At 35.8% G+C, this 21,162-nt stretch carries 26 protein-coding genes; 5 read left to right on the top strand and 21 right to left on the bottom strand.

The genetic code is table 11. The features are described 5' to 3' along the window. Positions 1 to 35 precede the first annotated feature (35 nt). Complete coding sequence (gene panE / locus AC0NJG_RS06985) at positions 36 to 926, bottom strand: 2-dehydropantoate 2-reductase (protein WP_087996506.1); 891 nt, start codon at positions 924 to 926, stop codon at positions 36 to 38. 297 nt (positions 927 to 1,223) lie between these two features. Here panE and AC0NJG_RS06980 point away from each other — a divergent pair, with 297 nt between their 5' ends. Continuing rightward, on the top strand, positions 1,224 to 1,697 hold the full coding sequence (locus tag AC0NJG_RS06980) for an N-acetyltransferase (RefSeq protein WP_000506708.1): 474 nt from the start codon (positions 1,224 to 1,226) through the stop codon (positions 1,695 to 1,697). Between the two features lie 34 nt (positions 1,698 to 1,731). Here the strand turns inward: AC0NJG_RS06980 and AC0NJG_RS06975 are convergent, their stop codons facing one another. The 3 genes from AC0NJG_RS06975 to AC0NJG_RS06965 all read right to left on the bottom strand — a co-directional run bounded on the left by AC0NJG_RS06975 (position 1,732) and on the right by AC0NJG_RS06965 (position 3,103). After that, positions 1,732 to 2,238 (bottom strand): RsfA family transcriptional regulator, encoded by a 507-nt coding sequence (locus AC0NJG_RS06975; protein WP_087954464.1) that lies wholly within the window; start codon positions 2,236 to 2,238, stop codon positions 1,732 to 1,734. Positions 2,239 to 2,367: 129 nt separating this feature from the next. Beyond that, positions 2,368 to 2,541 (bottom strand): 50S ribosomal protein L32, encoded by a 174-nt coding sequence (gene rpmF, locus AC0NJG_RS06970; RefSeq protein WP_001984764.1) that lies wholly within the window; start codon positions 2,539 to 2,541, stop codon positions 2,368 to 2,370. A 61-nt stretch (positions 2,542 to 2,602) separates the two neighbouring features. After that, positions 2,603 to 3,103 (bottom strand): YceD family protein, encoded by a 501-nt coding sequence (locus AC0NJG_RS06965; protein ID WP_000872145.1) that lies wholly within the window; start codon positions 3,101 to 3,103, stop codon positions 2,603 to 2,605. A gap of 153 nt (positions 3,104 to 3,256) precedes the next feature. On the opposite strand from AC0NJG_RS06965, the gene AC0NJG_RS06960 reads away from it, so the two are divergent. Then, positions 3,257 to 4,498, top strand: coding sequence for a nucleotidyltransferase (locus AC0NJG_RS06960; RefSeq protein WP_474062946.1), 1,242 nt, complete (start codon positions 3,257 to 3,259; stop codon positions 4,496 to 4,498). Between the two features lie 28 nt (positions 4,499 to 4,526). Here AC0NJG_RS06960 and AC0NJG_RS06955 read toward each other — a convergent pair whose 3' ends face one another. Continuing rightward, a complete protein-coding gene (locus AC0NJG_RS06955; RefSeq protein WP_087996502.1) occupies positions 4,527 to 5,549 on the bottom strand; it encodes a SepM family pheromone-processing serine protease in 1,023 nt (340 codons plus the stop codon). After that, positions 5,542 to 6,333 (bottom strand): patatin-like phospholipase family protein, encoded by a 792-nt coding sequence (locus AC0NJG_RS06950; protein ID WP_474062941.1) that lies wholly within the window; start codon positions 6,331 to 6,333, stop codon positions 5,542 to 5,544. The genes AC0NJG_RS06955 and AC0NJG_RS06950 overlap by 8 nt, the downstream gene beginning before the upstream one ends. A 113-nt stretch (positions 6,334 to 6,446) precedes the next feature. Here AC0NJG_RS06950 and ylbJ point away from each other — a divergent pair, with 113 nt between their 5' ends. After that, a complete protein-coding gene (gene ylbJ, locus AC0NJG_RS06945) occupies positions 6,447 to 7,676 on the top strand; it encodes a sporulation integral membrane protein YlbJ (protein WP_474062940.1) in 1,230 nt (409 codons plus the stop codon). Here the strand turns inward: ylbJ and coaD are convergent. After that, on the bottom strand, positions 7,668 to 8,159 hold the full coding sequence (gene coaD, locus AC0NJG_RS06940) for a pantetheine-phosphate adenylyltransferase (protein ID WP_000200598.1): 492 nt from the start codon (positions 8,157 to 8,159) through the stop codon (positions 7,668 to 7,670). The genes ylbJ and coaD overlap by 9 nt on opposite strands. Further along, positions 8,156 to 8,722, bottom strand: a complete 567-nt coding sequence (rsmD, locus tag AC0NJG_RS06935) for a 16S rRNA (guanine(966)-N(2))-methyltransferase RsmD (RefSeq protein WP_087996495.1) — start codon at positions 8,720 to 8,722, stop codon at positions 8,156 to 8,158. Before rsmD ends, coaD begins: the two co-directional genes overlap by 4 nt. A gap of 503 nt (positions 8,723 to 9,225) precedes the next feature. Between rsmD and AC0NJG_RS06930 the strand changes: the two genes are divergently transcribed. Next, positions 9,226 to 9,615 (top strand): DUF7147 family protein, encoded by a 390-nt coding sequence (locus tag AC0NJG_RS06930; RefSeq protein WP_000616011.1) that lies wholly within the window; start codon positions 9,226 to 9,228, stop codon positions 9,613 to 9,615. 54 nt (positions 9,616 to 9,669) lie between these two features. Here the strand turns inward: AC0NJG_RS06930 and AC0NJG_RS06925 are convergent, their stop codons facing one another. The 6 genes from AC0NJG_RS06925 to AC0NJG_RS06900 form a co-directional block, all read right to left on the bottom strand. Then, complete coding sequence (locus AC0NJG_RS06925) at positions 9,670 to 9,936, bottom strand: YlbG family protein (RefSeq protein ID WP_002080814.1); 267 nt, start codon at positions 9,934 to 9,936, stop codon at positions 9,670 to 9,672. 119 nt (positions 9,937 to 10,055) lie between these two features. After that, entirely contained in the window at positions 10,056 to 10,508 is a 453-nt protein-coding gene (locus tag AC0NJG_RS06920; RefSeq protein ID WP_000634351.1) for a YlbF/YmcA family competence regulator, read from the bottom strand. Positions 10,509 to 10,623: 115 nt separating this feature from the next. Next, complete coding sequence (locus tag AC0NJG_RS06915) at positions 10,624 to 11,196, bottom strand: histidine phosphatase family protein (protein ID WP_033692458.1); 573 nt, start codon at positions 11,194 to 11,196, stop codon at positions 10,624 to 10,626. A gap of 82 nt (positions 11,197 to 11,278) precedes the next feature. Continuing rightward, entirely contained in the window at positions 11,279 to 11,524 is a 246-nt protein-coding gene (locus tag AC0NJG_RS06910; RefSeq protein ID WP_001200990.1) for a YlbE-like family protein, read from the bottom strand. Between the two features lie 11 nt (positions 11,525 to 11,535). Continuing rightward, positions 11,536 to 11,979, bottom strand: a complete 444-nt coding sequence (gene ylbD, locus AC0NJG_RS06905) for a YlbD family protein (RefSeq protein WP_087954459.1) — start codon at positions 11,977 to 11,979, stop codon at positions 11,536 to 11,538. A gap of 141 nt (positions 11,980 to 12,120) precedes the next feature. Beyond that, positions 12,121 to 13,155, bottom strand: coding sequence for a CAP domain-containing protein (locus AC0NJG_RS06900; RefSeq protein ID WP_087954458.1), 1,035 nt, complete (start codon positions 13,153 to 13,155; stop codon positions 12,121 to 12,123). A gap of 207 nt (positions 13,156 to 13,362) precedes the next feature. Here AC0NJG_RS06900 and AC0NJG_RS06895 point away from each other — a divergent pair, with 207 nt between their 5' ends. Beyond that, positions 13,363 to 13,728 (top strand): YugN family protein, encoded by a 366-nt coding sequence (locus AC0NJG_RS06895; RefSeq protein WP_001160939.1) that lies wholly within the window; start codon positions 13,363 to 13,365, stop codon positions 13,726 to 13,728. A gap of 46 nt (positions 13,729 to 13,774) precedes the next feature. Here AC0NJG_RS06895 and AC0NJG_RS06890 read toward each other — a convergent pair whose 3' ends face one another. From AC0NJG_RS06890 to ctaB, 7 genes are all read right to left on the bottom strand, one after another. Continuing rightward, entirely contained in the window at positions 13,775 to 14,773 is a 999-nt protein-coding gene (locus tag AC0NJG_RS06890; protein ID WP_000535791.1) for a formamidase, read from the bottom strand. Positions 14,774 to 15,000: 227 nt separating this feature from the next. Further along, positions 15,001 to 15,906 (bottom strand): cytochrome c oxidase assembly factor CtaG, encoded by a 906-nt coding sequence (ctaG, locus tag AC0NJG_RS06885; RefSeq protein WP_087954456.1) that lies wholly within the window; start codon positions 15,904 to 15,906, stop codon positions 15,001 to 15,003. A gap of 81 nt (positions 15,907 to 15,987) precedes the next feature. Then, positions 15,988 to 16,320, bottom strand: coding sequence for a cytochrome c oxidase subunit IVB (gene ctaF / locus AC0NJG_RS06880; protein ID WP_000985703.1), 333 nt, complete (start codon positions 16,318 to 16,320; stop codon positions 15,988 to 15,990). Between the two features lie 3 nt (positions 16,321 to 16,323). Next, the gene (gene ctaE, locus AC0NJG_RS06875; RefSeq protein WP_000557861.1) at positions 16,324 to 16,947 is read right to left on the bottom strand and encodes a cytochrome c oxidase subunit III; all 624 of its coding nucleotides are present in this window, start codon (positions 16,945 to 16,947) and stop codon (positions 16,324 to 16,326) included. Continuing rightward, positions 16,947 to 18,782, bottom strand: coding sequence for a cytochrome c oxidase subunit I (gene ctaD, locus AC0NJG_RS06870; protein WP_011040617.1), 1,836 nt, complete (start codon positions 18,780 to 18,782; stop codon positions 16,947 to 16,949). Before ctaD ends, ctaE begins: the two co-directional genes overlap by 1 nt. A gap of 60 nt (positions 18,783 to 18,842) precedes the next feature. Next, entirely contained in the window at positions 18,843 to 19,892 is a 1,050-nt protein-coding gene (gene coxB, locus AC0NJG_RS06865) for a cytochrome c oxidase subunit II (RefSeq protein ID WP_087954455.1), read from the bottom strand. A 93-nt stretch (positions 19,893 to 19,985) separates the two neighbouring features. After that, the gene (gene ctaB, locus AC0NJG_RS06860) at positions 19,986 to 20,909 is read right to left on the bottom strand and encodes a protoheme IX farnesyltransferase (protein WP_001015058.1); all 924 of its coding nucleotides are present in this window, start codon (positions 20,907 to 20,909) and stop codon (positions 19,986 to 19,988) included. Positions 20,910 to 21,162: the final 253 nt, after the last annotated feature.

Genomic DNA, 21,162 nt, shown 5'->3' with positions numbered 1-21,162 from the left:
CACGTAAAAGCAAAGAATTACACTTATACTTTTACTTATACTTTTACTTCTAACCCTTTTATTGCATCGAACAAAAATTGAAGTGTCGGAACGGATCGTTGCTGTTTCTTAGCTTCTTCTAATACATATCCAACAATCGCACCAATCTCTGTTTGTCTATTCGCCCTTACATCTGCCAGCATAGATGATGTATTATGAGCCGTTCTTTCACATACATGACGTACCATTTCCCATACCATTTCTTTTTCTTCTTTAACGAGAAAAACGACTTCCTGAAATACTTGCTCCATCATCTGATAAAAAAACGGGTTCGTAATCAATTCTCCGTTCTTGACCTGTAATAATGCCGTCAATGGATTGATACATACATTCACTACTAATTTTTTGTGCATAACATCCTTCCAATCATCTTCTATTCGAATTGGAAAATGCGGAAAAGGAAAGCAATTACATATTTTTTCAAAATGTATAGACCGACCGCGCACGATTCCAAACTTCGTTACACCTATCCCTGTATGATAAACGGTATGCCTTTCTTCCTTTTTTGCACCGTGCTCCACAATTCCAACTGCAATATTGTCATTATCTATTTTCTGCATAACATGAAGGTGCGACATTCCATTTTGCAAAAAGACTAATGAGGATTTCCCTCGCACAAAAGGTAGTATGTCAGTTATATGATATTGCTTAACAGCAATAAATATATAATCTAGCTGCTGGTCTAGCATACTATTTATTGGTAATACTGGCGGGAATACCGTTTCACGTTTCCCCTCCCTAATACAAGTTACACCCGTTATATTTAATTCGTCAGCCTGCTTAGCTGTCCTTGTAAACAACGTAACATCTTGATTACTTTTTTGTAAATAAAATGTATACAATAGACCAATAGCTCCTGGTCCCACAACTCCGATTTTCATTTTCACGTAAGGAACTCATCTAAACACGATACACAAGTCCCTTTTTCCCCTCCCTTTTTATTCCTCAAACACTCGATTCGATTCGTGCGGAATCATAATTAACTAAAGATGAACAAATGCCACCTCTTCTTCCAATATGTATAGACTACTTATTACTATGCCTCTACTCTTAGTTTAGCAAATCCTCAAAAAATAATAAAAGAAATACACTATCATCTTCATAAAAATAAAAAAATGAGTTATAATATTATTATAAATATTTTCACTTTTCTGCATTCAATGAGACAAAAAGGATGTGATGTTATGGGATTCCCAAAAGTTGAGCGCTTGCTCATCAATTATAAAACATTAGACGAGTTTAAAAAATTTAAAGGCTGCGGAGCTCAAGAACTATCCATGTTAGAAGAATTACAAGCAAACATTATTGAAAACAATAGTGAATCTCCATTTTACGGTATTTATTATGGTGGATCACTCATTGCACGTATGAGTCTATACATGAAAAGGAACGGCGGGGAACCATTCGAAATTACAGGTACTTACCTAGAACTTTATAAACTTGAAGTATTACCAACTTTCCAAAAACAAGGGTTTGGAGAAATGCTTGTAAATTATGCAAAGGGACTGCAGTTCCCAATTAAAACGATTGCACGTATCCATTCAGCTGGTTTTTGGGATAAATTAAATTTCCAACCTGTGTCAGTACCTGATGGTGATTTTTACGTTTGGCATCCAGAAACAAATTTGAATACGGTTACAAATGAAGAGTCTGCATAAGAAATAAAAAAACAGCTACATAGCAGCTGTTTTTTTATTTCTTTACCTTCTCTAATTTCCCATTCGAACGAGCGCTGTTTCTTTCCGCCACCATTACACTTCTTTTTTGATCGATATAATCAAGCAATGTTCTATATTCTTCCTCATATACTGATAATCGCTCCAACAGGCTCTCTTTCTCTGTTTGTAACGATTCAATTTGCTGTTGCAACACCACTAAAGAGTTTTCATCTTTATAATTTTGCAAGAAATCAATAACATCATTCAATGTAATTGACGTAGGTTCTAACACCTTCGTCTCTTTCACTTCATAATTTTCCACTTTACGCAGTTGCTTCGCTTCTTCAATACGTTCTTTGTATTGCTTTCTAACGTAAGAATTCCATCTAAAGCCACATGCTGCTGGTGTACGAGATAAATGTCTTCCTACTTCTTTAAAGGCAGATAATTGCGTTCCACCTTCTCGAATATGCCGGAGTACTACTTCTGCCAGAAGCAAATCTTCATCATCAGTCCAAGCATCTTGTCTTGTTGTCGCCATCTCTCTAGTCCTCCCTATGCATTTTTTATTAAACATATGCAGTTACTAGAAAAGATAGAATACAACAAATGAAGAATAAGACAAAAAAAATAAACGTAGAAGATATCTTCTACGTTTATTTTTCCGCAATTACTTGCTGATTACTTCTTTACCTTTGTAAGTACCGCATGCTTTACATACACGGTGAGCTAATTTCGCTTCACCACAGCTTGGGCACTCTACCATACCAGGTACTGATAATTTGAAATGCGTACGACGCTTTCTTTTTACTGTTTTAGAAGTTCTTCTAAAAGGTACAGCCATTCTTCCCACCTCCTTAAAAGAAATAGTTATTTTCATATGAAGGCCTGAACCAGTCTTCCGATTATTTGTCAAAAAACTTTGCAAGTCCTGCCAATCTTGGATCAACAGGCTTTTCTTTGTCTTCTTCCGAAATCACTTGCCAGTCTTGACCTTGCGTCGGTGCTCCACCAGAAACATCATCACTGAAAATTTGCATTGGAATCTCCAAAAGTATATTTTCCTTGATTACGGGCAGTAAGTCAAGTACTTCTCCTTCTAAACAATGAATTTCAGCTTCGGTTTCAAATTCTTCTTGTGAAGTTTGGAACACCTCAGTTGTTTTAATGTCAAATGGTAATGTCACATCTACTAAAGAGCGAGAACATGGTAAAACCATGCTTCCAGTTATATGTAGATGGAACGTAAACTTACCGGAGCCAAAATCAACTCTTCCTGTTACGTGAACAGGATTAATTTCACGAATATCTTTCTCGACCTCTTTTAGCTCACTTACATCTACCATCTCATCCAATGTCAATCCTTTATTTCTCAATTTATTCAATTGATGGATGGACCATTTCATATCATATCACCTCAAGGCAACAAACAAAATTATAGCTAGCCATTTTATATTTGTCAATGTTTTTTCTTTACACTATAATGAAGTCATCATAGTAAATAATATATAGAGTATCACGTTTTCCAAAAAGATGCTACATCGAAAGGAGAGATTAACATAAAAGCCAGTGGTATTGTCGTTGAATATAACCCTTTTCATAACGGTCATGATTATCATGTGCAACAAACAAAAAAGTTAACACACTCTGATATTACAATCGCTGTTATGAGTGGCCCTTTTTTACAACGTGGTGAGCCGGCACTCGTATCGAAATGGTATCGTACCAAAATGGCCTTAGCATGCGGTGTAGACCTCGTTGTAGAGCTTCCTTATGCCTTTTCAACGCAAAAGGCCGAAACCTTTGCAAATGGCGCTATTTCTATTTTAAACGCCCTACACGTTTCTGAAATTTGTTTCGGCAGTGAAGATGGACAAATCGAAAATTTTTATAACACCATCTCTGTGCAGAAAAATGAAGAAGAGACTTTTAATCGTCTTGTAAAGCAATTCATGAACGCAGGTAATAGTTACGCAAAAGCTACATCTGAAGCTTTCCTACACATTTTATCTTCTGAAAAAAATATAGACATGTCACAACCAAATAACATTTTAGGCTTCCAATACATAAAAGCCATTCTAATGCAAAATAGTTCTATGCAAGCACAAACGATAAAAAGATTCGCATCTCATTATCATGATGAAACCTTTAACGACCAACATATTGCAAGCGCAACAAGTATTCGCAAACAACTTTTTAGCGAAAATAGTTCCTTTACAGAAATTGAGCCTTTCATCCCAAAAGAGACTGCTTCTCTTTTAGCGAGTTATAAACAAAACTACGGGACATTACATAATTGGGAACAATACTTTTCATTTTTCAAATACAAACTTATGACAATGTCTCCAGAAGACTTACGACATATATATGAAATCGAGGAAGGTTTAGAGCACCGTATTTTATCAAAAATACAAACCAGTTCCTCCTTCCATTCATTCATGGAAGCATTAAAAACGAAACGTTATACGTGGACTAGATTACAAAGAGCTTGTACACATATTTTAACAAATACAACAAAAGAAGAAATACATTGCGCAAATATAGAGCAACATGCACCGTACATTCGTCTATTAGGCATGTCACAAAAAGGACAAACGTACCTTTCAAAAAACAAGAAAAAAATAGAGCTTCCAATCCTTACGCATACAAAAACATTTGACCATCCTACTTTACACATAGAGCGAAAAGCCAATTCTGTATATTTCTCCATCATACAAGAACCATTACGAACACAACTACTAAAACAAGATGCAACACATCACCCAATTCGTTACGATGAAACAACTGCAAAATTCCTATAAAAAAATCTCTCTTTTCAGAGAGATTTTTTTATTTTTTTCCCATTTTCTCCAAATACATTAATGCATCATCCAACGTATCAACTGGCACAACTTTCATTTTCGTTTTAATATCTTTCGCAGCCTCAAGTGCATCTTTATAATTCGATTTCTCCGCACCTTTTTCATTTGGTGCAAAAAACACTTCAGCGCCAGCATCACTTGCAGCAACCACTTTTTGCTGAATACCACCAATCGGGCCAATTTCTCCCCTTTCATTAATCGTACCTGTTCCAGCTATTTCATGCCCTTTCGTTAAATCCTCGTCCACCAGCTGATTATATATTTCTAATGTAAACATTAGACCTGCCGATGGCCCACCTATTTCATGAGAGTCAATTTTCACTTTCGGATCTACCACTAATTCTCTTTCCGTAACGATAGAAACACCTATACCAACACGCCCATTTCCATTCGGAATAGTCTTTACACTTAAATTTTCCTTTAACTGTTTCCCATCTCTCTTATATTCAATATTTACTGTATCTCCTTCCTTTTTCCCTGTCATATATTCAATAAATTGTTCCGTCTTTTCAAATGTTTTTCCGTCGACAGCAATGATGACATCACCAAGTTTAAGCTTCCCTTCTGAAGGCATTCCTTTCGCTACACCAGCAACCAACACACCTTTGTTTTCAAAAGAAACAGTACGATTTGCACGTTTATAAGCATTATAAATCGCTGCATTTTGCGAATCTTTCATCGCATAATTTTGGCGAAATTGATATTCTTCATCACTTTCACCTTTTTGCAATATTTCTTCCGCTTTTGAAATATGTGTATATTTATTAAACTGTGCCGCTATTAAATTCACTACATTTGCCGGTCCCATTGAAACCGTAACAAGCATAAAATCACCTGATTCTTTTGTCCCCCCTTCAACTTGAACGTAAGGCTCTAATTTGGCAGCCATTCCTGGTTTCGTTACATAATACGGCAGGCGTACATAAACAAGTAACATTGCCAATATAACCCCTATTAAAATTGCATATACAAACCGAAAACGCTTAAACATTATGTTTCTCCTTCCACTGCTCAATTAATAAATGAATATTTGCAACATGCTTTTCCGCTTCTACCTCTCCAACTCGAATAATGTCTTCAATGTTTATAAAAGTACGGGAACTAAATTGCTCTACAGCCGGGCGCATCATTAAGTCAGATGCAATTTGCCGATTTATCACAAGCTCATGTTGCATAATTTCAATACTCTGCATAATTACATCATAAATAGACGTAACCTCTCCATTTACTTTAATCGGGGATACATCAACAGCAATGACAATATCGGCACCTAACTCTTTCACAACCGATACTGGGATGCGATCAATTACTCCGCCATCTACCAATAATCGTCCATCTATTTTCTCTGGCACAAACACTCCAGGTACAGAAATACTAGCTCTCACCGCCTCTGCAACTGGACCACTTGTAAAAACTACTTTTTCCCCCTTTAAGATATCAGTAGCCACAACAGCCGTCGGGATATCTAATTCTTCTAAATTTTTATTATATGTAAACATTTTAATCATATCTTTGACACGTTTTCCAGAAATAAATCCCATTTTCGGAACCGTAAAATCTAAATAATATTTCCTCTTAAAAACATTTGCCAGTTTATACAGTCTTTCAACGTTTGAACTAGCCGCATAAAATGTACCTACTAAAGCCCCCATACTACTTCCTGCAATCATATGAATCGGTATATCATTTTCCCTTAAAACCTTTATAACACCAATATGAGCAAAACCTTTTGCGCCCCCAGATCCAAGAGCTAAGCCAATTTTCGGTTCTTTCACTTTTCTCACCCTTTAATTTTTTTCGTTCCTTTTTCATACTTATGGTCTAAATTCACTACGTATCCACGTATACTGAAATGAACGTTTTTTGGGACAAAGGGGGATTTACTTACATGTATGAAAAATGGAAAACGACTTTCCTTACCATATCAACACTTTTTTTAACCTTTTCTCTTGTACTCCACCCCCAAGCTGCTTTACAAGCTTCCATTCGAGGGTTAAATATATGGTGGGAAGTTGTATTCCCTTCACTTTTACCGTTTTTCATCATTGCCGAACTTCTCATTAGTATTGGTGTTGTAAAATTTATAGGCGTTATATTAGAACCACTTATGCGACCACTTTTCCGCGTTCCAGGAATAGGCGGATTTGTTTGGGCAATGGGAATGGCTTCAGGCTTTCCCGCAGGCGCCAAATTAAGCGCTAGACTGCGCAAAAGCAATCAGCTAACACAAATTGAAGCAGAGCGCCTCGTATCTTTTACAAACTCATCCAATCCACTTTTTATTTTTGGCGCTGTTTCTATCGGTTTTTTCAATAATCCGAAATTAGGAATCGTATTAGCTGCTGCACATTATTTAAGTAATTTTGCTGTCGGGTTACTGATGCGTTTTTACGGCAATAACAACAGTTCCACGCATGATAAACATGTTACAAAAAAACGCCCTTTTCAAAACCCTTTTTCAATTCTACACGAGACACGTATGCAAGAAAAAAGACCAATAGGAAAATTACTTGGGGACGCTATCGTTTCTTCTATTCAAACGCTACTTATGATTGGTGGATTTATTATTTTATTCTCTGTTTTAAATAAAATGATTACTGTATTTCATATTACAGCAGCCCTTTCTTTTATTATGCAACATATTTTATCATTCTTCCAACTAACTACTGAATTTAGTATCCCAATATTATCTGGCATGTTTGAAATGACACTTGGAAGCCAAATGATTAGTCAAATAACTGAAACACCCCTCCTGCAGCAAGCTATGGTAACAAGCTTTATTTTAGCATTTAGCGGCCTTTCTATTCAGGCACAAGTCGCTAGCATATTAGCTGAAACAGACATTAGATTTAAGCCCTATTTTTTCGCACGAATTATCCAAAGTATTCTTGCTCCTATTTTTACTTTTATATTTTGGAAACCATTTTATGAAAAAGTAAGCTCTTTTTCACCCATGCAAAAAGATATCCCTGTCTTTTTATCGAATCATTCTTCTATTCCGCATGAAATTTGGACATCTTTTATACACTACGGACCGATATTTACATTATTTTGTTTATATGTATATGTCATCTTATTATTTTTTCGGAGCAACAAAGAAAAACCCCGTTCACTTTAACGGGGTTTGAAACTTTTCTTTTAAAGCACGTTCTACAACAGGAGGTACAAGATCTACTACACTTCCTCCATATCTCGCAACTTCTTTCACAATGCTCGAGCTTAAAAATGAGTATTGATTGTTTGTCATAATAAAAAAGGTTTCAATGTTTTCATCTAATTTTCGATTCATAGAAGTAATTTGCATCTCATATTCAAAATCAGAAACTGCTCGTAACCCACGTAAAATCGCGTTCGCATTACGCATTTTCGCATACTCAACTAGTAGTCCACTATGTGAATCTACTTTAACATTAGGAATATCCTTTGTTGCTTCTCGAATTAAATCTAAACGCTCTTCCACTGAAAAGAACGGTTTTTTTGACGAGTTGTTTAAAACTACTACGTATACCTCGTCAAATACTTTTGCTCCCCTTTTAATAATATCCAGATGCCCAAGGGTAATTGGATCAAAACTTCCCGAAGAAATAGCTATACTTGTCATTCCGTCCCCTCACCTTCATACTTAAAAATCGATATCGCTGTAATACCATAATTCTCAGCTCGCACTTTTACAAGTCTTCCTATAGACTCGGGTAAAACTACATCATTACCATGCTCCGCCATAATTAAACCATCGTTATGTAGCAATCCATGTTGATCCATTACACTAATTAAAGATATAATTTTTTGATCTTTATATGGAGGATCAATTAATATAAGATCAAATGATATTTCACGTTTTATAAGTGCTTTTATCGCACGTTCTGCATCATTCCGATATACTTCAGCTTGTTCCTGTATTCTACAACTTTCTAAATTTTGATGGATTACCTTTATCGCTTTATTGTCTCGATCAACAAAAATTGCTTTATCAATCCCTCTACTTATAGCTTCGATTCCAAGACCACCGCTACCACCAAATAAATCAAGAGCGACACCCCCATCAAAATAAGGGCCTATCATATTAAAAATGGATTCTTTTACTTTATCAGTCGTTGGACGTGTTGTATTACCTGGCACCGCTTTAAGCGGGTGTCCTTTACATTTTCCTGAAACTACTCTCATCTGTTGTCACTACCTTTATTTCAATCTATCGAGCAATTATAGAAAGCCCTTCTCCATTCGGTAACCGCTACCAAACTTTACGATTCCATTCATCTTCCAACGAAGACTAGAAGAACTTAGCTTAAAATAACCGCTCTGCATTTTTATGTATTCATCTCACCATTCGCTAACACGAACTATTCGTTTCACTTTATCTTTTTTATCCTATCATAAAATAAAAAAAAGAAAAATAAAAAGCCCAACATAAAATTTAATTTCATTATGTATATCTTCATTTAGATTGGACATAAATAACTATAACAACATCACCTTCGATGTTGTTGCCAACCGCGGAGAAGACTTACGTTTCCCCATAAGTTCTTCCTCCGGTTTCTCCTCTCCCTTTGCCTTCTTACTAGTATATGCTAGTATAAGAAGGGCCCTGCTTTGCAGGGTTTTTTTTCTTTGTCTACTTTTCATTTAAAAAGTGAGATGGTACAGTAAAAGAAAGAGGAGGAAAAGATATGATTCAACGCTTTATAGAACTCGGAGAGGGCTACTCTGATTTATATGAATTACTTGAAATTGCCAAAGCAAATCAAGAACGTATAACACATATGTTACAATTTGAAACAATTAAAAATGAAAAAAAAGTGTGCTCACTTGTTGTAATATTAAAACCAACTACTACTGGTGATTTCCAACCATTATACATATGTCGTGAAGGCATTCCTGTACTTGAAAATAAAAAAAGTAAACGCGTCATTTTATTTGAAGAAACAGCAGAACAACTTGGAAAAAAAGTGACTACCTTTACAGTAAAACCATCCACAACTTTCCCAGAAAAAGAACTGTTTTTCAATCATTTAATTGGTATTTTACGAATGAATAATTTTATTCCTCCAATGAAATAATGTGTTATTTCAAATGAAAAATCCCCTGCTAAAATTAGCAGGGGATTTTTTCTATTAGCTATAATCGTATTCTTTTGCCCGATCAGGACGCGAATTTTCAAATTCCGTTTTTAAATACGGGCGGTACGACTGTTCTATCTTTTTCACAAAAGGAAGTTTGTTCAACTTTTGCATCATATGCTCAATTTGTTCCATATCACAATATACTACTGCATATTTTAAACGTTTTGATATGTAATGTATGTTACCATATTTTCTTAAAATCTTGGCATGTTTCAATGAATGTAAATAAACAATCATACTTTGTCGTTGCCCGAACATAATCTTCTCCATCTTCTCCTTTTAAAAACTTATATTTTATGAAAACCAATCAGAAATTTATGACATTACAGGACAAACTCTGTATACATTTTCTTCTATCTTCTAAAAAACGGGGTGATTTACCCCGTTTTTTTACAACCGCAACCTCCGCCGGTACCACAACCTCCACCACAGCCACCAGCATCAAAAAATGGATTTCCTGTTGGAACTTTGATGGAAGAGGACACCTCAGAACCGATTGCTACACTCACTTCATCTAACAACTTTTGTAAAGCCGTTTCTACTCGTTTAAAAGCTGCAATCTTATCATGTAAGTCTACAGAACGCTTCAATTCCCTCATTTTCGTTGAAACGAAAGTATAGTCAGGATGATATTTACCGAAACGTTGCACTTCCTCATATCGTTCTTTCATCGCTGTAAATTGCTGAATTAACGTCTGAACTTCCATATCTTCATGCAAGTCTTTATAACATTTACGGTAATCTTCTGCTATATCTGAACAGATGATCGCTTTTGCAAGCTGCTCTGCCTTATCTAATATTAATACGCTTTCTAGCGTCGCTACAATCATGAGAGACACCTCCGAGTATTTATCATACCACATTTAGAATAGAACTACTAATTGAAGTGTCTCACTAAACAGAAAGATATCATTCTAACTATTTTTTAATAATTTCAGTACACATTTATACATTAATATGTTCCGCAATGTTGTATTTAAGAACATCCCACTTCCCACTATTTTCATTCACATAACTAATACATGCGTTTTTTAACGGTGTCTTAAACGAAATATCTTCCGGAGCAATTGCATGTAAAATTGCTTTTATCGCATGTGAATGGGCTACAATAATAATACGTTTGCCAGAATGAGTTTCTGCAACGTCTTTTACCGCAGCAAAACAACGAGCTACAATTTCTTCATCTTGCTCCATACCTTCTACTTTACCTTCTGCAATTAATTCCCTAACAGTCGCAACCGGCTTCCCAGAAGCTTCACCAAAATTACGTTCAACAAATCGCTCATCTAATAAAATTGATTGTAATCCAGTTGCCCCTGCAATTTCCTTAGCTGTTTCTTGCGCTCTAATTAATGGGCTACTTATAATTATATCCCATGCCTCCGCTTGCAAAGCAGCTGCACTTTGACTTGCTTGCTTCTTCCCCACCTCATTAAGCGGAATATCTTCACGTCCCTGAATAATCTCTTGAAAATTCCAATCAGTTTGTCCATGTCGTACTAAACAAATTTCCGTCATGCTCATGCTGCAACTCCTTTTTAAATAATCCGCTTCTATTGTATCAAAAGTTCTGCATGACGGACATAGTTTTCCCTTCCAATTATGTTGCATTTTGCTGCTTCATATACTGAAACATATCAATCATAATGGAAGCAACTGCCAATTGATTTTGAAATTTCTCAACTTTATCTGGTATCGTTTTTTTGAAATGTTGCATAGCTGCTAACTCAAATGCCTCTTTTTCTTCAGGGTTTCGCGTTAGTTTTCTATACCAGTACGGTTGCTCCCTAATATAGCGAGATAAATCCTCATCAGCCTTTATAAACTCCATAATTTCTGCTCTCATCCGCTTTCCTCCTAATCCTTCTGAAAGAAAAATGGATTATTTTCGGAAGTACTCTCTTCTTGCTGCGTGCGTTTTCCTTGAAATTGTTGAAAAACTTGTTGCACACTACCAATAGCACTCGTCACATTGGCTAAATGATGTTGCATTTGTTCCACGTCTAACTTTTTAAAAAAAGTAAGCATTTGTCCCATCACATCAGCAGTTTTTTCCTCTTCAGTTCGAGTATCCTTTTCTTTTCCTTTTTTCTTTTCTTTTACCGAAGAAAAAGCAGGCGCTCCATCCGGTCTAAAAGTTGCCCATATTGGATCTTCTTCACCAAGTAAGTACCATTCCTCATAAAACTGTTGCCAAGTTTTATGACCACTTCTAACTTCATGAACCATTTTAGGGTGATGGTTTACAAACTCTTTAAACTGTTGAACCGATGGATGTAACGGTCCTTTTGTTGTCGGCATAATCCTCACCTCTTCATGTATATCTACTATATAATAAGAAAAAAAAGGCGCATGGTTCGCCTATTTTTAGACGATTCATGCACTTTTTTATCCTACTATTTGCATAGGGGAAGATTCCCATCCACAATTTACAGTTTCATTTTATTTCCGAATAAAATTTTGTGTGTAAAACTTATCGTATACGCCAACACCTAATCCTGTAAATTGTTCATTCAATAAATTCTTTCGATGTCCCTCACTATTTAACCAACCTTGCAATGCCGCAACTCCATCACTATGTTGCGCCGCTATGTTCTCACCGGCAAGTTGAAATCCTACTTTCCCGCGTTGTAAACGATCTCCTAACGTACCTAACGTAGGTGAATCGTGTGAAAAGTAATTATTATCCTTCATATCTTTACTATGACCGATTGCCACTTCTGCCGTTTGTTGGTCCCACGCTAACAACGGTAAATTATGACGACTTCGAATAATATTTGTTAAATCAAAAATTTGTTGCATATTCCCATTCTCTATTTGTTTCATTTTATCTGGAGTTAATGGTTGTTCTGCCAGTAATTCACCTGAATAAACGAGCTGATACGGTCTTTGACGTAATAACGTTTCGTCATCCATATAACGAACACCGACAAGCTCATGCGTAAAATGATCAAAATATAATTGTGCCCAGCCATCTTCTACTGGTATTAATGGTTGCTCCATCACTTCAGTATCAGATAACTCAAATTGATAACTACTCTTCCCTCTTTTTAATGAAATCTCATGCGAGAGTGGATTCTTTTTATACACATCTTCATACTTTTCATTTATATAATAAGGTGGCACCTTAACTTGCTCACCAGCAACATACGCCGTTACAACTTTACGCTCAGCAACCCCAAATTGAACATACTGAGATAAATCTTGATTGTATACCCACCATTCATATCCGTAAGCAGATGGCTCTATTCGAGAAGGTTCGCCCCATTTTGCTAATAAAATTTCAGAGTCCCCACCAATCATATTTAAAACCGTATCGGCAGAGTCTTCATTTACTTGTTTTTTCTTTTTCACAATTTTATTTTCTTGCTTTGATTGGGATGGGGTTAATATATATTGTGAAACGAGTAATTTCCCGTATAAATCAACAGCTAAAATTAAAATTGTAATCATTACGATACGCAATAATTTCTTCAATCGATATACCTCCTGCACAAAACATAAAATTGAGATATACACAAATCCTTTTCTTTCCTTTTTTTGTGTGTACCGTACTCTTTTCACTATATCATATTTTCGCAAAAAAAGTCTGGATTATCCCTTTTCTCTCAATATGAATTGCACTTTCTTATTATTCATACTATTATAAAAATAATGATGTAACATTAAAAAAGGAGGTATTTTATGCAATTTACAAATACAAAATTTAATGGGGCAGTCGTTGATTTAACACTATTAACAGAGATTATGGAAAAGAACCATTTTGTACTTGCTGGACAGTGGGATTATGAACGAGTTACATACGATTATAAATTCGAAATATTAAACGATGTTTATTATTTACGTGTACAAGGTTTAGCTGTTGAAGGTGACATTGGTAGTAGACACGCTGAAATAAAGCTACTTCCTCCCTTATTAGGTAAACACTATTATCCTCACGGCGTTGAATATGGTGATGGTGAAATTTTCCCAACGAATGTACTTCAAAAAAGCGAACAACTCCTACAAAATGTCGAAAAAGAGTTAAAAGAATTCCAAATCATTGAGTAAATAGAACAAGCGCATCAATATGATGCGCTTGTTCTATTTATCTTCCTTAAGAATGAATCGTCTTTTTGACTGGATACCCATAAATAGTTCCATCCTTTACTTTAATCTCATCTTCCCAAGGAACCTTATATTTACCTTCAGCTAAATCTTTTACAAACGTATATGGGTTTTCTTTCACCCCACCAGGAGTCGCTACATATCCCCTTGAACCTAAATTATATATATTATTTTCGAGACCCCATCCTAATCTAGCTTGATCTGCTAGCTCTGGATATACTTCAGCAGTAACAATCTCCCAAGGATTTCGGTGTCCTTGCACTAAAGTAGTCCCATCAAAATTACATACTTGTCCTTCACCAAAATAATAAAATACACCATCATAACCGGCTAAGTTCACCGACAATGTATACATTAAATTTTGCCATGCATTCGAACGATTAGTTAACATCCATTGTTCACTAACTTGTGTGCTATATCCAGAAATACGAATCAAGACATTTGCACCTTTATAAGCTGCTTCACGAGCTACTTCAGGAAACATACCATCATGACAAATACAAACAGCTAATTTACTTCCTCCAGGTCCATCACAAACAGGTAAACCTAAATCTCCAGCCTTCCAAGGTTCAACTGGCACCCAAGGATTTAGCTTACGATACTTCAAAATCATTTCACCTTGTGGATCAATAATTATTGCTGTATTATACGGTTCTCCACCATCAGGATTTCTTTCCATTATAGAAAAAACACCATATACTTCAGACTCTTTACATGCCTCAGCAAACAAGTCTGTTTCTGGCCCAGGGACTGTACATAAAAACTCTTCTGTAGTCCATTTTTTTGTATTAAGCCCTTGCGTACTGTATTCTGGAAATACTATCAATTCCAATCCAGGATACCCTGCTTTAGTTGAATGAATTGTTTTTATGATCTGTTTAATTTGTTTATCAATGTCTGCACGTGACTCTACTACCGGTACCGGATATTGTATTAATGCTGTTAAAAAACCACTAATTGGCTTTACCATACTTCCACTACTACCCATTTAAATTCCCCCTTAAAATAGTCCTTGTTTTATTAAAGATAACAATATAAATTTGTAACTCTCTAAAAAACTTGTACTACACATGGAATTATTATGCATTAAAGCTAGTAGTAAATCTTATATCCACTTTTAGTACATGCCTACACTAACTTAACATAAATAATTAGAAAATTCAATCTATTAAAGTTTAGTAAAACTAAAAAAGTGTATGGAAACCCATACACTTTTTACTTCGTTTGTAAATACGGCGGCAATTGTTGTAACTGCTCTTTATCCTTTTCACGCTCTCGACGCGCCCATCGAAAGAACACATAACCAATAATTGTACCGTACACTATTTCCTGGACAATTTTCATAATGATGCCGCCTGTTTGTTGGTCTTGTAAAACTGGCATCCAGTGTAAAAATTCTGGTCCAGTTATATTTAAATCAGATAAAGTTCCCGCTGGTACACATAGTTCCATCGCCTTCATCCAAGCAGCTGGATCCGTATACGTTGCAAACAACGGTGCCGTCGCAAAAATGATTAACGCACAAGCTGGCGTTAATAATATACCATTAGCAAACATATAACCAAGTTTCTTTATATCACTCAACGTTTGATATTCTGGTAATGGATTTAGCATCGGCCACCACATCATGATTGCCGTAAAGAATAATATAGCGAGACAAATAGGATGAGCAATTTGACTTTGTTTTACTGCATCAAAAACAACTGGTAAATGATAAAAAGAAAACAGGCCATTAAATACAAACAATGCGATAAGTGGCTTAGTAAATATCTTCAATATAATTTGAACGAACTTAAAAGAAGTAATATAACGATATAACCAAACTGGTATACCAAGCAACAATAACGGCGGAACGGCAATATACATGACTGCCATTTCAAACATATGTGCACTAAATATAATATGACCAATTAAATCAATAGGCCCTCCCTTTACAAAATACAAAAGTACAATCCCGGTCGTAAAATAAAAAACTTGCTTCTTACTTACCTTCGTCGCATGTTCAAATCGCATTCTATATGGCCCAATAATTAAAAAATATCCAATGAGGATCGAAAGCATAAATAATAAAAAGATTGGACTCCATAGCGCTTGAAAACCAAATATCCACAAGTTACTCATTGTCACACCTACCTTCTTAAGGTTATCCTTTCACATAATATGAAGAGGGAGCTGTGACAACACAAGCTCCCTCTTCACTTTTCAAATCCACACAATTGTCATAAAAGCTAAAATTGTAATTAACCCGATTAACAGACCAGAATAAAGAAAGAAACTCGCTGCTTCATGTCCTTTATGACTCATATGCATAAAATAGTACAATTGAAAAATTACTTGTACCACCGCTAATAGTAAAATAAATGGTACTGAGAAAGTCGGACTAAAAGTTTTCGGATATGCTACTGCTACAAATGCAACTAATGTTAAAAATATCATTAATGCAAATGTAATAACTTGATGCTTCATTTCCTCCGCACTTTTTCTCTTCCGATAAACGAGATCAACTTTAGGATTATTCGTTTGCTTTATCGCCATTGTTTATCCCACCATTCCCATTAAATATACTACAGTGAAAATAAACACCCAAACTACGTCAATAAAGTGCCAATAAATTGATGCAACATAAAACTTCGGTGCATTGTATAAATTTAGACCTCTCTTCGCATTTCTAAAGATTAATGTTAAAATCCAACACAATCCAAACAATACGTGGAGTCCATGTGTACCAACAAGAGCATAAAACGCAGAACCAAATGCACTACTTCTCATAGTATGCTTAAATTCATGTGTATAATGGTAAAACTCATAGATCTCAAACCCTAAAAACCCTAATCCTAGCAGCACTGTTACTAGTAGCCAAAGTTGCATTTTCTTAAAATTAAAGTTTTTCATATGATACATCGCATATACGCTCGTTAAGCTACTCGTTAATAAAAGCATCGTCATAATGAAAACGAGTGGCATTTGGAACATCTCTTGAGATGTTGGTCCGCCATTTGTAGAATTCTTTAACGCTAAATATGTGCCAAATAAGGAAGCGAACAATACTGTTTCGCCTCCAAGAAATAACCAAAAACCGACAAACTTATTTTTCCCCTCAAGGGTTGCTTTTTCAGGCTCTGCTGGAAATGTTTCATTCGTTAATTTTTCATCTACATGCATTACGCCTTGCCCCCCTTATCTTCTAAATCTTCTTTATGAATATGATATCCATGATCATCAATTACTGAACGTAGGAACATTGTACCAAACGTAATAATTAAACCGATAATTGCTACTAATAACCAAAACTTATCTTTTCCACCCTGCATATACATTGCACCGAATGCTGCTATAAACAATCCTAAAGAAATGATAAATGGTGAAAATGATGGATTTGGCATATGAATATCACCAACTGGTTCCGCCGCTGTCATCTCTTTATTCCCTTCACGTTTTTCAATCCAAAACGGATCTAACCCGCGAACAAATGGTAATTGTTTAAAGTTATATTCTGGTGTAGGTGCTGGCATTGTCCATTCTAATGTACGTCCATCCCACGGATCACGACCAGCCTTCTCTTTTGATACTGTTGTTTTAATTACATTGAATAGAAGAACAATCGTTCCAAGAGCCATAAATACCGCTCCAATAGAACTAATCATATTGCCCATTTCCAACCCTTGACCTTCAAGATATGTGTAGTAACGACGTGGCATACCAATTAATCCTAGGAAATGCTGAATGAAGAACGTTAAATGGAAACCGATAAAGAATAACCAAAATGTTATCTTTCCTAACGTTTCATTCAATACTTTATTAAACATCAGCGGCCAATAATAATGGGCTCCTGCAAGTAAACCAAATACAACACCGCCGACAATTACGTAATGAAAGTGAGCTACTACGAAATAGTTATCATGAAATTGATAATCAGCTGGTGCAGATGCTAGCATAACACCTGTAACTCCTCCCATTACGAATGATGGAATGAAGGCTACTGCCCACATCATCGGTGTCGTAAAACGAATACTTCCGCCCCACATTGTAAAGAGCCAGTTGAATATTTTAATACCAGTCGGAACCGCAATCGCCATTGTTGCAACTGAGAAAATAGCATTTGCAACTGGACCAAGCCCAACAGTAAACATATGATGCGCCCATACCATAAATCCTAAAAATCCAATTAATACTGTCGCAAACACCATCGACGAATAACCAAATAATCGTTTTTTCGAAAACGTCGCGAATATTTCTGAGAATATTCCGAAAGCTGGGAGTATAAGAATGTATACTTCTGGATGACCGAAAATCCAGAATAAGTGCTCCCATATAATTGTATTCCCACCCAGTGCTGGATTAAAGAAACTTGTTCCAAATAAGCGATCTAACATTAAAAGTCCTAATCCTACAGTTAACGGCGGAAAAGCAAATAATATTAATGAAGATGTTACAAATGTCGTCCATGTAAACATCGGCATACGCATATACGTCATCCCTGGCGCACGCATATTAATAATGGTTACAAGGAAGTTAATGCCTCCAATTAATGTACCTATACCGGAGATTTGCAAGCCAAGCACATAAAAATCAACACCATGGCCTTTAGAGGCTAAAGCTAAAGATGCATAAGATGTCCATCCTGCATCAGGTGCTCCACCTAAAAACCAACTTAAATTCAAAAATACTCCACCAAAGAAAAATAACCAAAATCCGAGTGAATTCAAAAACGGGAACGCTACATCACGTGCACCAATTTGAAGTGGTACAGCGGCGTTCATAAATGCAAACACGAGTGGCATAGCTGCGAGGAAAATCATTGTTGTACCGTGCATCGTTAATACTTGATTATAAGCATCCCCAACAAGAAAAGCGTTGTTAGGAATCGCTAATTGAAGGCGAATAAATAGAGCTTCTATTCCGCCTATTATAAAAAACAATCCACCTGCAATTAAATAGAGAATGGCAATCTTTTTATGGTCTACTGTCGTTAAATAATCCCATATGACAGCACCCATCCCCTGTTTTTTTGCTACAGAACTCACGTTTTCAACCTCCCCTTCGCGAATAATCCCTCTTTACTTTTCAACTTTTAACGTTTGTAAGTATGCATTTAATGCATCAATTTGATCGTCTGTTAAGTTGCCATATTTGCCAGTCATTTTGTTTCCTGGCTTCATATTTTCAGGATCTTTCAGCCATTTTTTTAAGTTTTCTTCATTGTTTTCGGCAATACCGGCAACCATATCGCGATCCGCAAAATTTGCTAAGTTTGGTGCGATACGAGCGGAAGGTGGTCTACTATCATTAGATCCAACTGCGTGACAACCAATACAGCTTTTATTAAATATTTCTTGGCCTTCTTGCGCCTTTGTTGAAGCTACTTCTTTCTTCCCATCAATTTTCTTCATATCAGCAAGCCACTTTTTGTACTCGCTTTCATCTAAAGCTTTCACTTTGAATTGCATTAAAGAATGTGATGGGCCGCAAAATTCTGTACAAAAACCATTATAAGTGCCCGATTTATCTGCCTTTAACCACATTTTGTTCACATTATCTGTATTTGTATCCATTTTCCCAGCTAAAGATGGAACCCAAAACGAATGTTTAATATCGGCACCCTTCAAATTCAAATACACTTTCTTACCTGTGGGGATGACTAAATCTTGAGAAGTTACTATCTTTTCTGATTTATAAGAAAATTCCCACCAATAAAGATTCGCTGTTACATCAACAACGATAGTATCTTTATCAATATTCTTTTTCTCCATCGCACTTACATCAGCAAGTTTGAATGTATATGTAACCGTCGGAACAGCTAAGATTAGCAAAAGAATAATCGGAATAACTGTCCATATAATTTCTAGTTTGTGATTCCCTTCAACTTGCTCCGGAATATACTCTTCCTGACCTTTCTTTTGTCGGAAACGCACAATTACATATAAGAAAATAATAGTAACTACTAGTACTACTCCTACCATGATCGCACTTGCTAGTAAGAGCAGATCATATTGCATTTTTGCTACTTCTCCTTGCGGAATTAAAGTAGATTGAAAGGCTTTACCGCATCCCCCTAACAGTAAAGCCAGCAGTGAAACGAACGAAAGCAGTCGCCACTGTTTCTTCATACAAACAACCCCCACTTTCCTTGTGAATTAGATTGTACTTTATAGTTAAGTAAAGTAAATCTCAACGTAAAGAAATCCAATTATGTCGTTGTCTTAGAAGAATGTAACTACAATCATTGATACAAATAAGATTGTTAAATAATTTAGGGAATAAACAAACATTTGCACAGACCATTTGATGTCATCTTTCTTACGGAAGCCATAAAATCCTAAAACGATCCATCCGATGTTAAGCAGTGTTGCAATTACCATAAATGTTATCCCTAGTCCACTCATATAAAATGGTAGTGGTAACAAACATACTGTCCAAATCATAATTTGGCGTTTCGTAATTTCAAATCCATGAACTACAGGAAGCATTGGAATTCCTGCATTTCGATATTCATCAACACGTTTCATTGCTAATGCAAGGAAATGTGGGATTTGCCAAATAAACATAATTAAAAATAACATCCAAGCAATTGGATGGCCTAAAGATGGATCGATTGCTGCCCATCCAATTAAAGGTGGAACTGCACCAGATATACTACCTACAACAGTATTTAGTGTATACTTTCTCTTTGTCCATAAACTATATAGAACAACATATGTGAAAGCACCAATAAATCCCATTAAGACTGCCATTGGTGTTGTTAATAATAAAAATACAAAACCAAGAAGTAATATAACTAGTCCAAATGTAAGTGCAAATCCTGGTTTATACTTTCCAGTAACCGTTGGACGGGTCTTTGTTCTTTCCATTAATGGATCGATGTCTCGATCAATGTAGTTGTTTAAACAACATACCCCTGCCATAACTAATCCAGAACCAACGATTGTAAAGAATAACTTATCCAGATTGTCCATCACACTTAATCCATTAAAGTGTAATGCCAACCAAAATCCTGTAAATACAGTAAGTGTATTTGAGTTTACAATCCCCATTTTAACGAGCGCTTTTAAATCTTGTAACCGAGTTGTTTCCGGTACGCTTGTAACAGCAGACTCATCATGCAGCTCACTTGTTGCATGGTTCATCACTTTAACCCCCTCTTAAAACTTTCATCTTTCTTTTTGCGCCTATTTCAAATTGAAATATTTCGCTTCTATATAGCAATATTATTACAGTAGAAACATTGTTAACCCATTCTACTACTAATCTACGCCCATACTCCAATATATTAAATCATATTTCCCGAACATTTTGTGAAGAAAACATGAACTTTTTGTGTCGAACATAAAAAACTTAATTGTTTCTTATCCATATCATAACATGATGTTACCTTCTATA

The organism is Bacillus sp. SSR7 (assembly GCF_055902415.1).
Note: the sequence above shows the minus strand (reverse complement) of the source record. Positions and strands in the feature narration are given on the sequence as shown.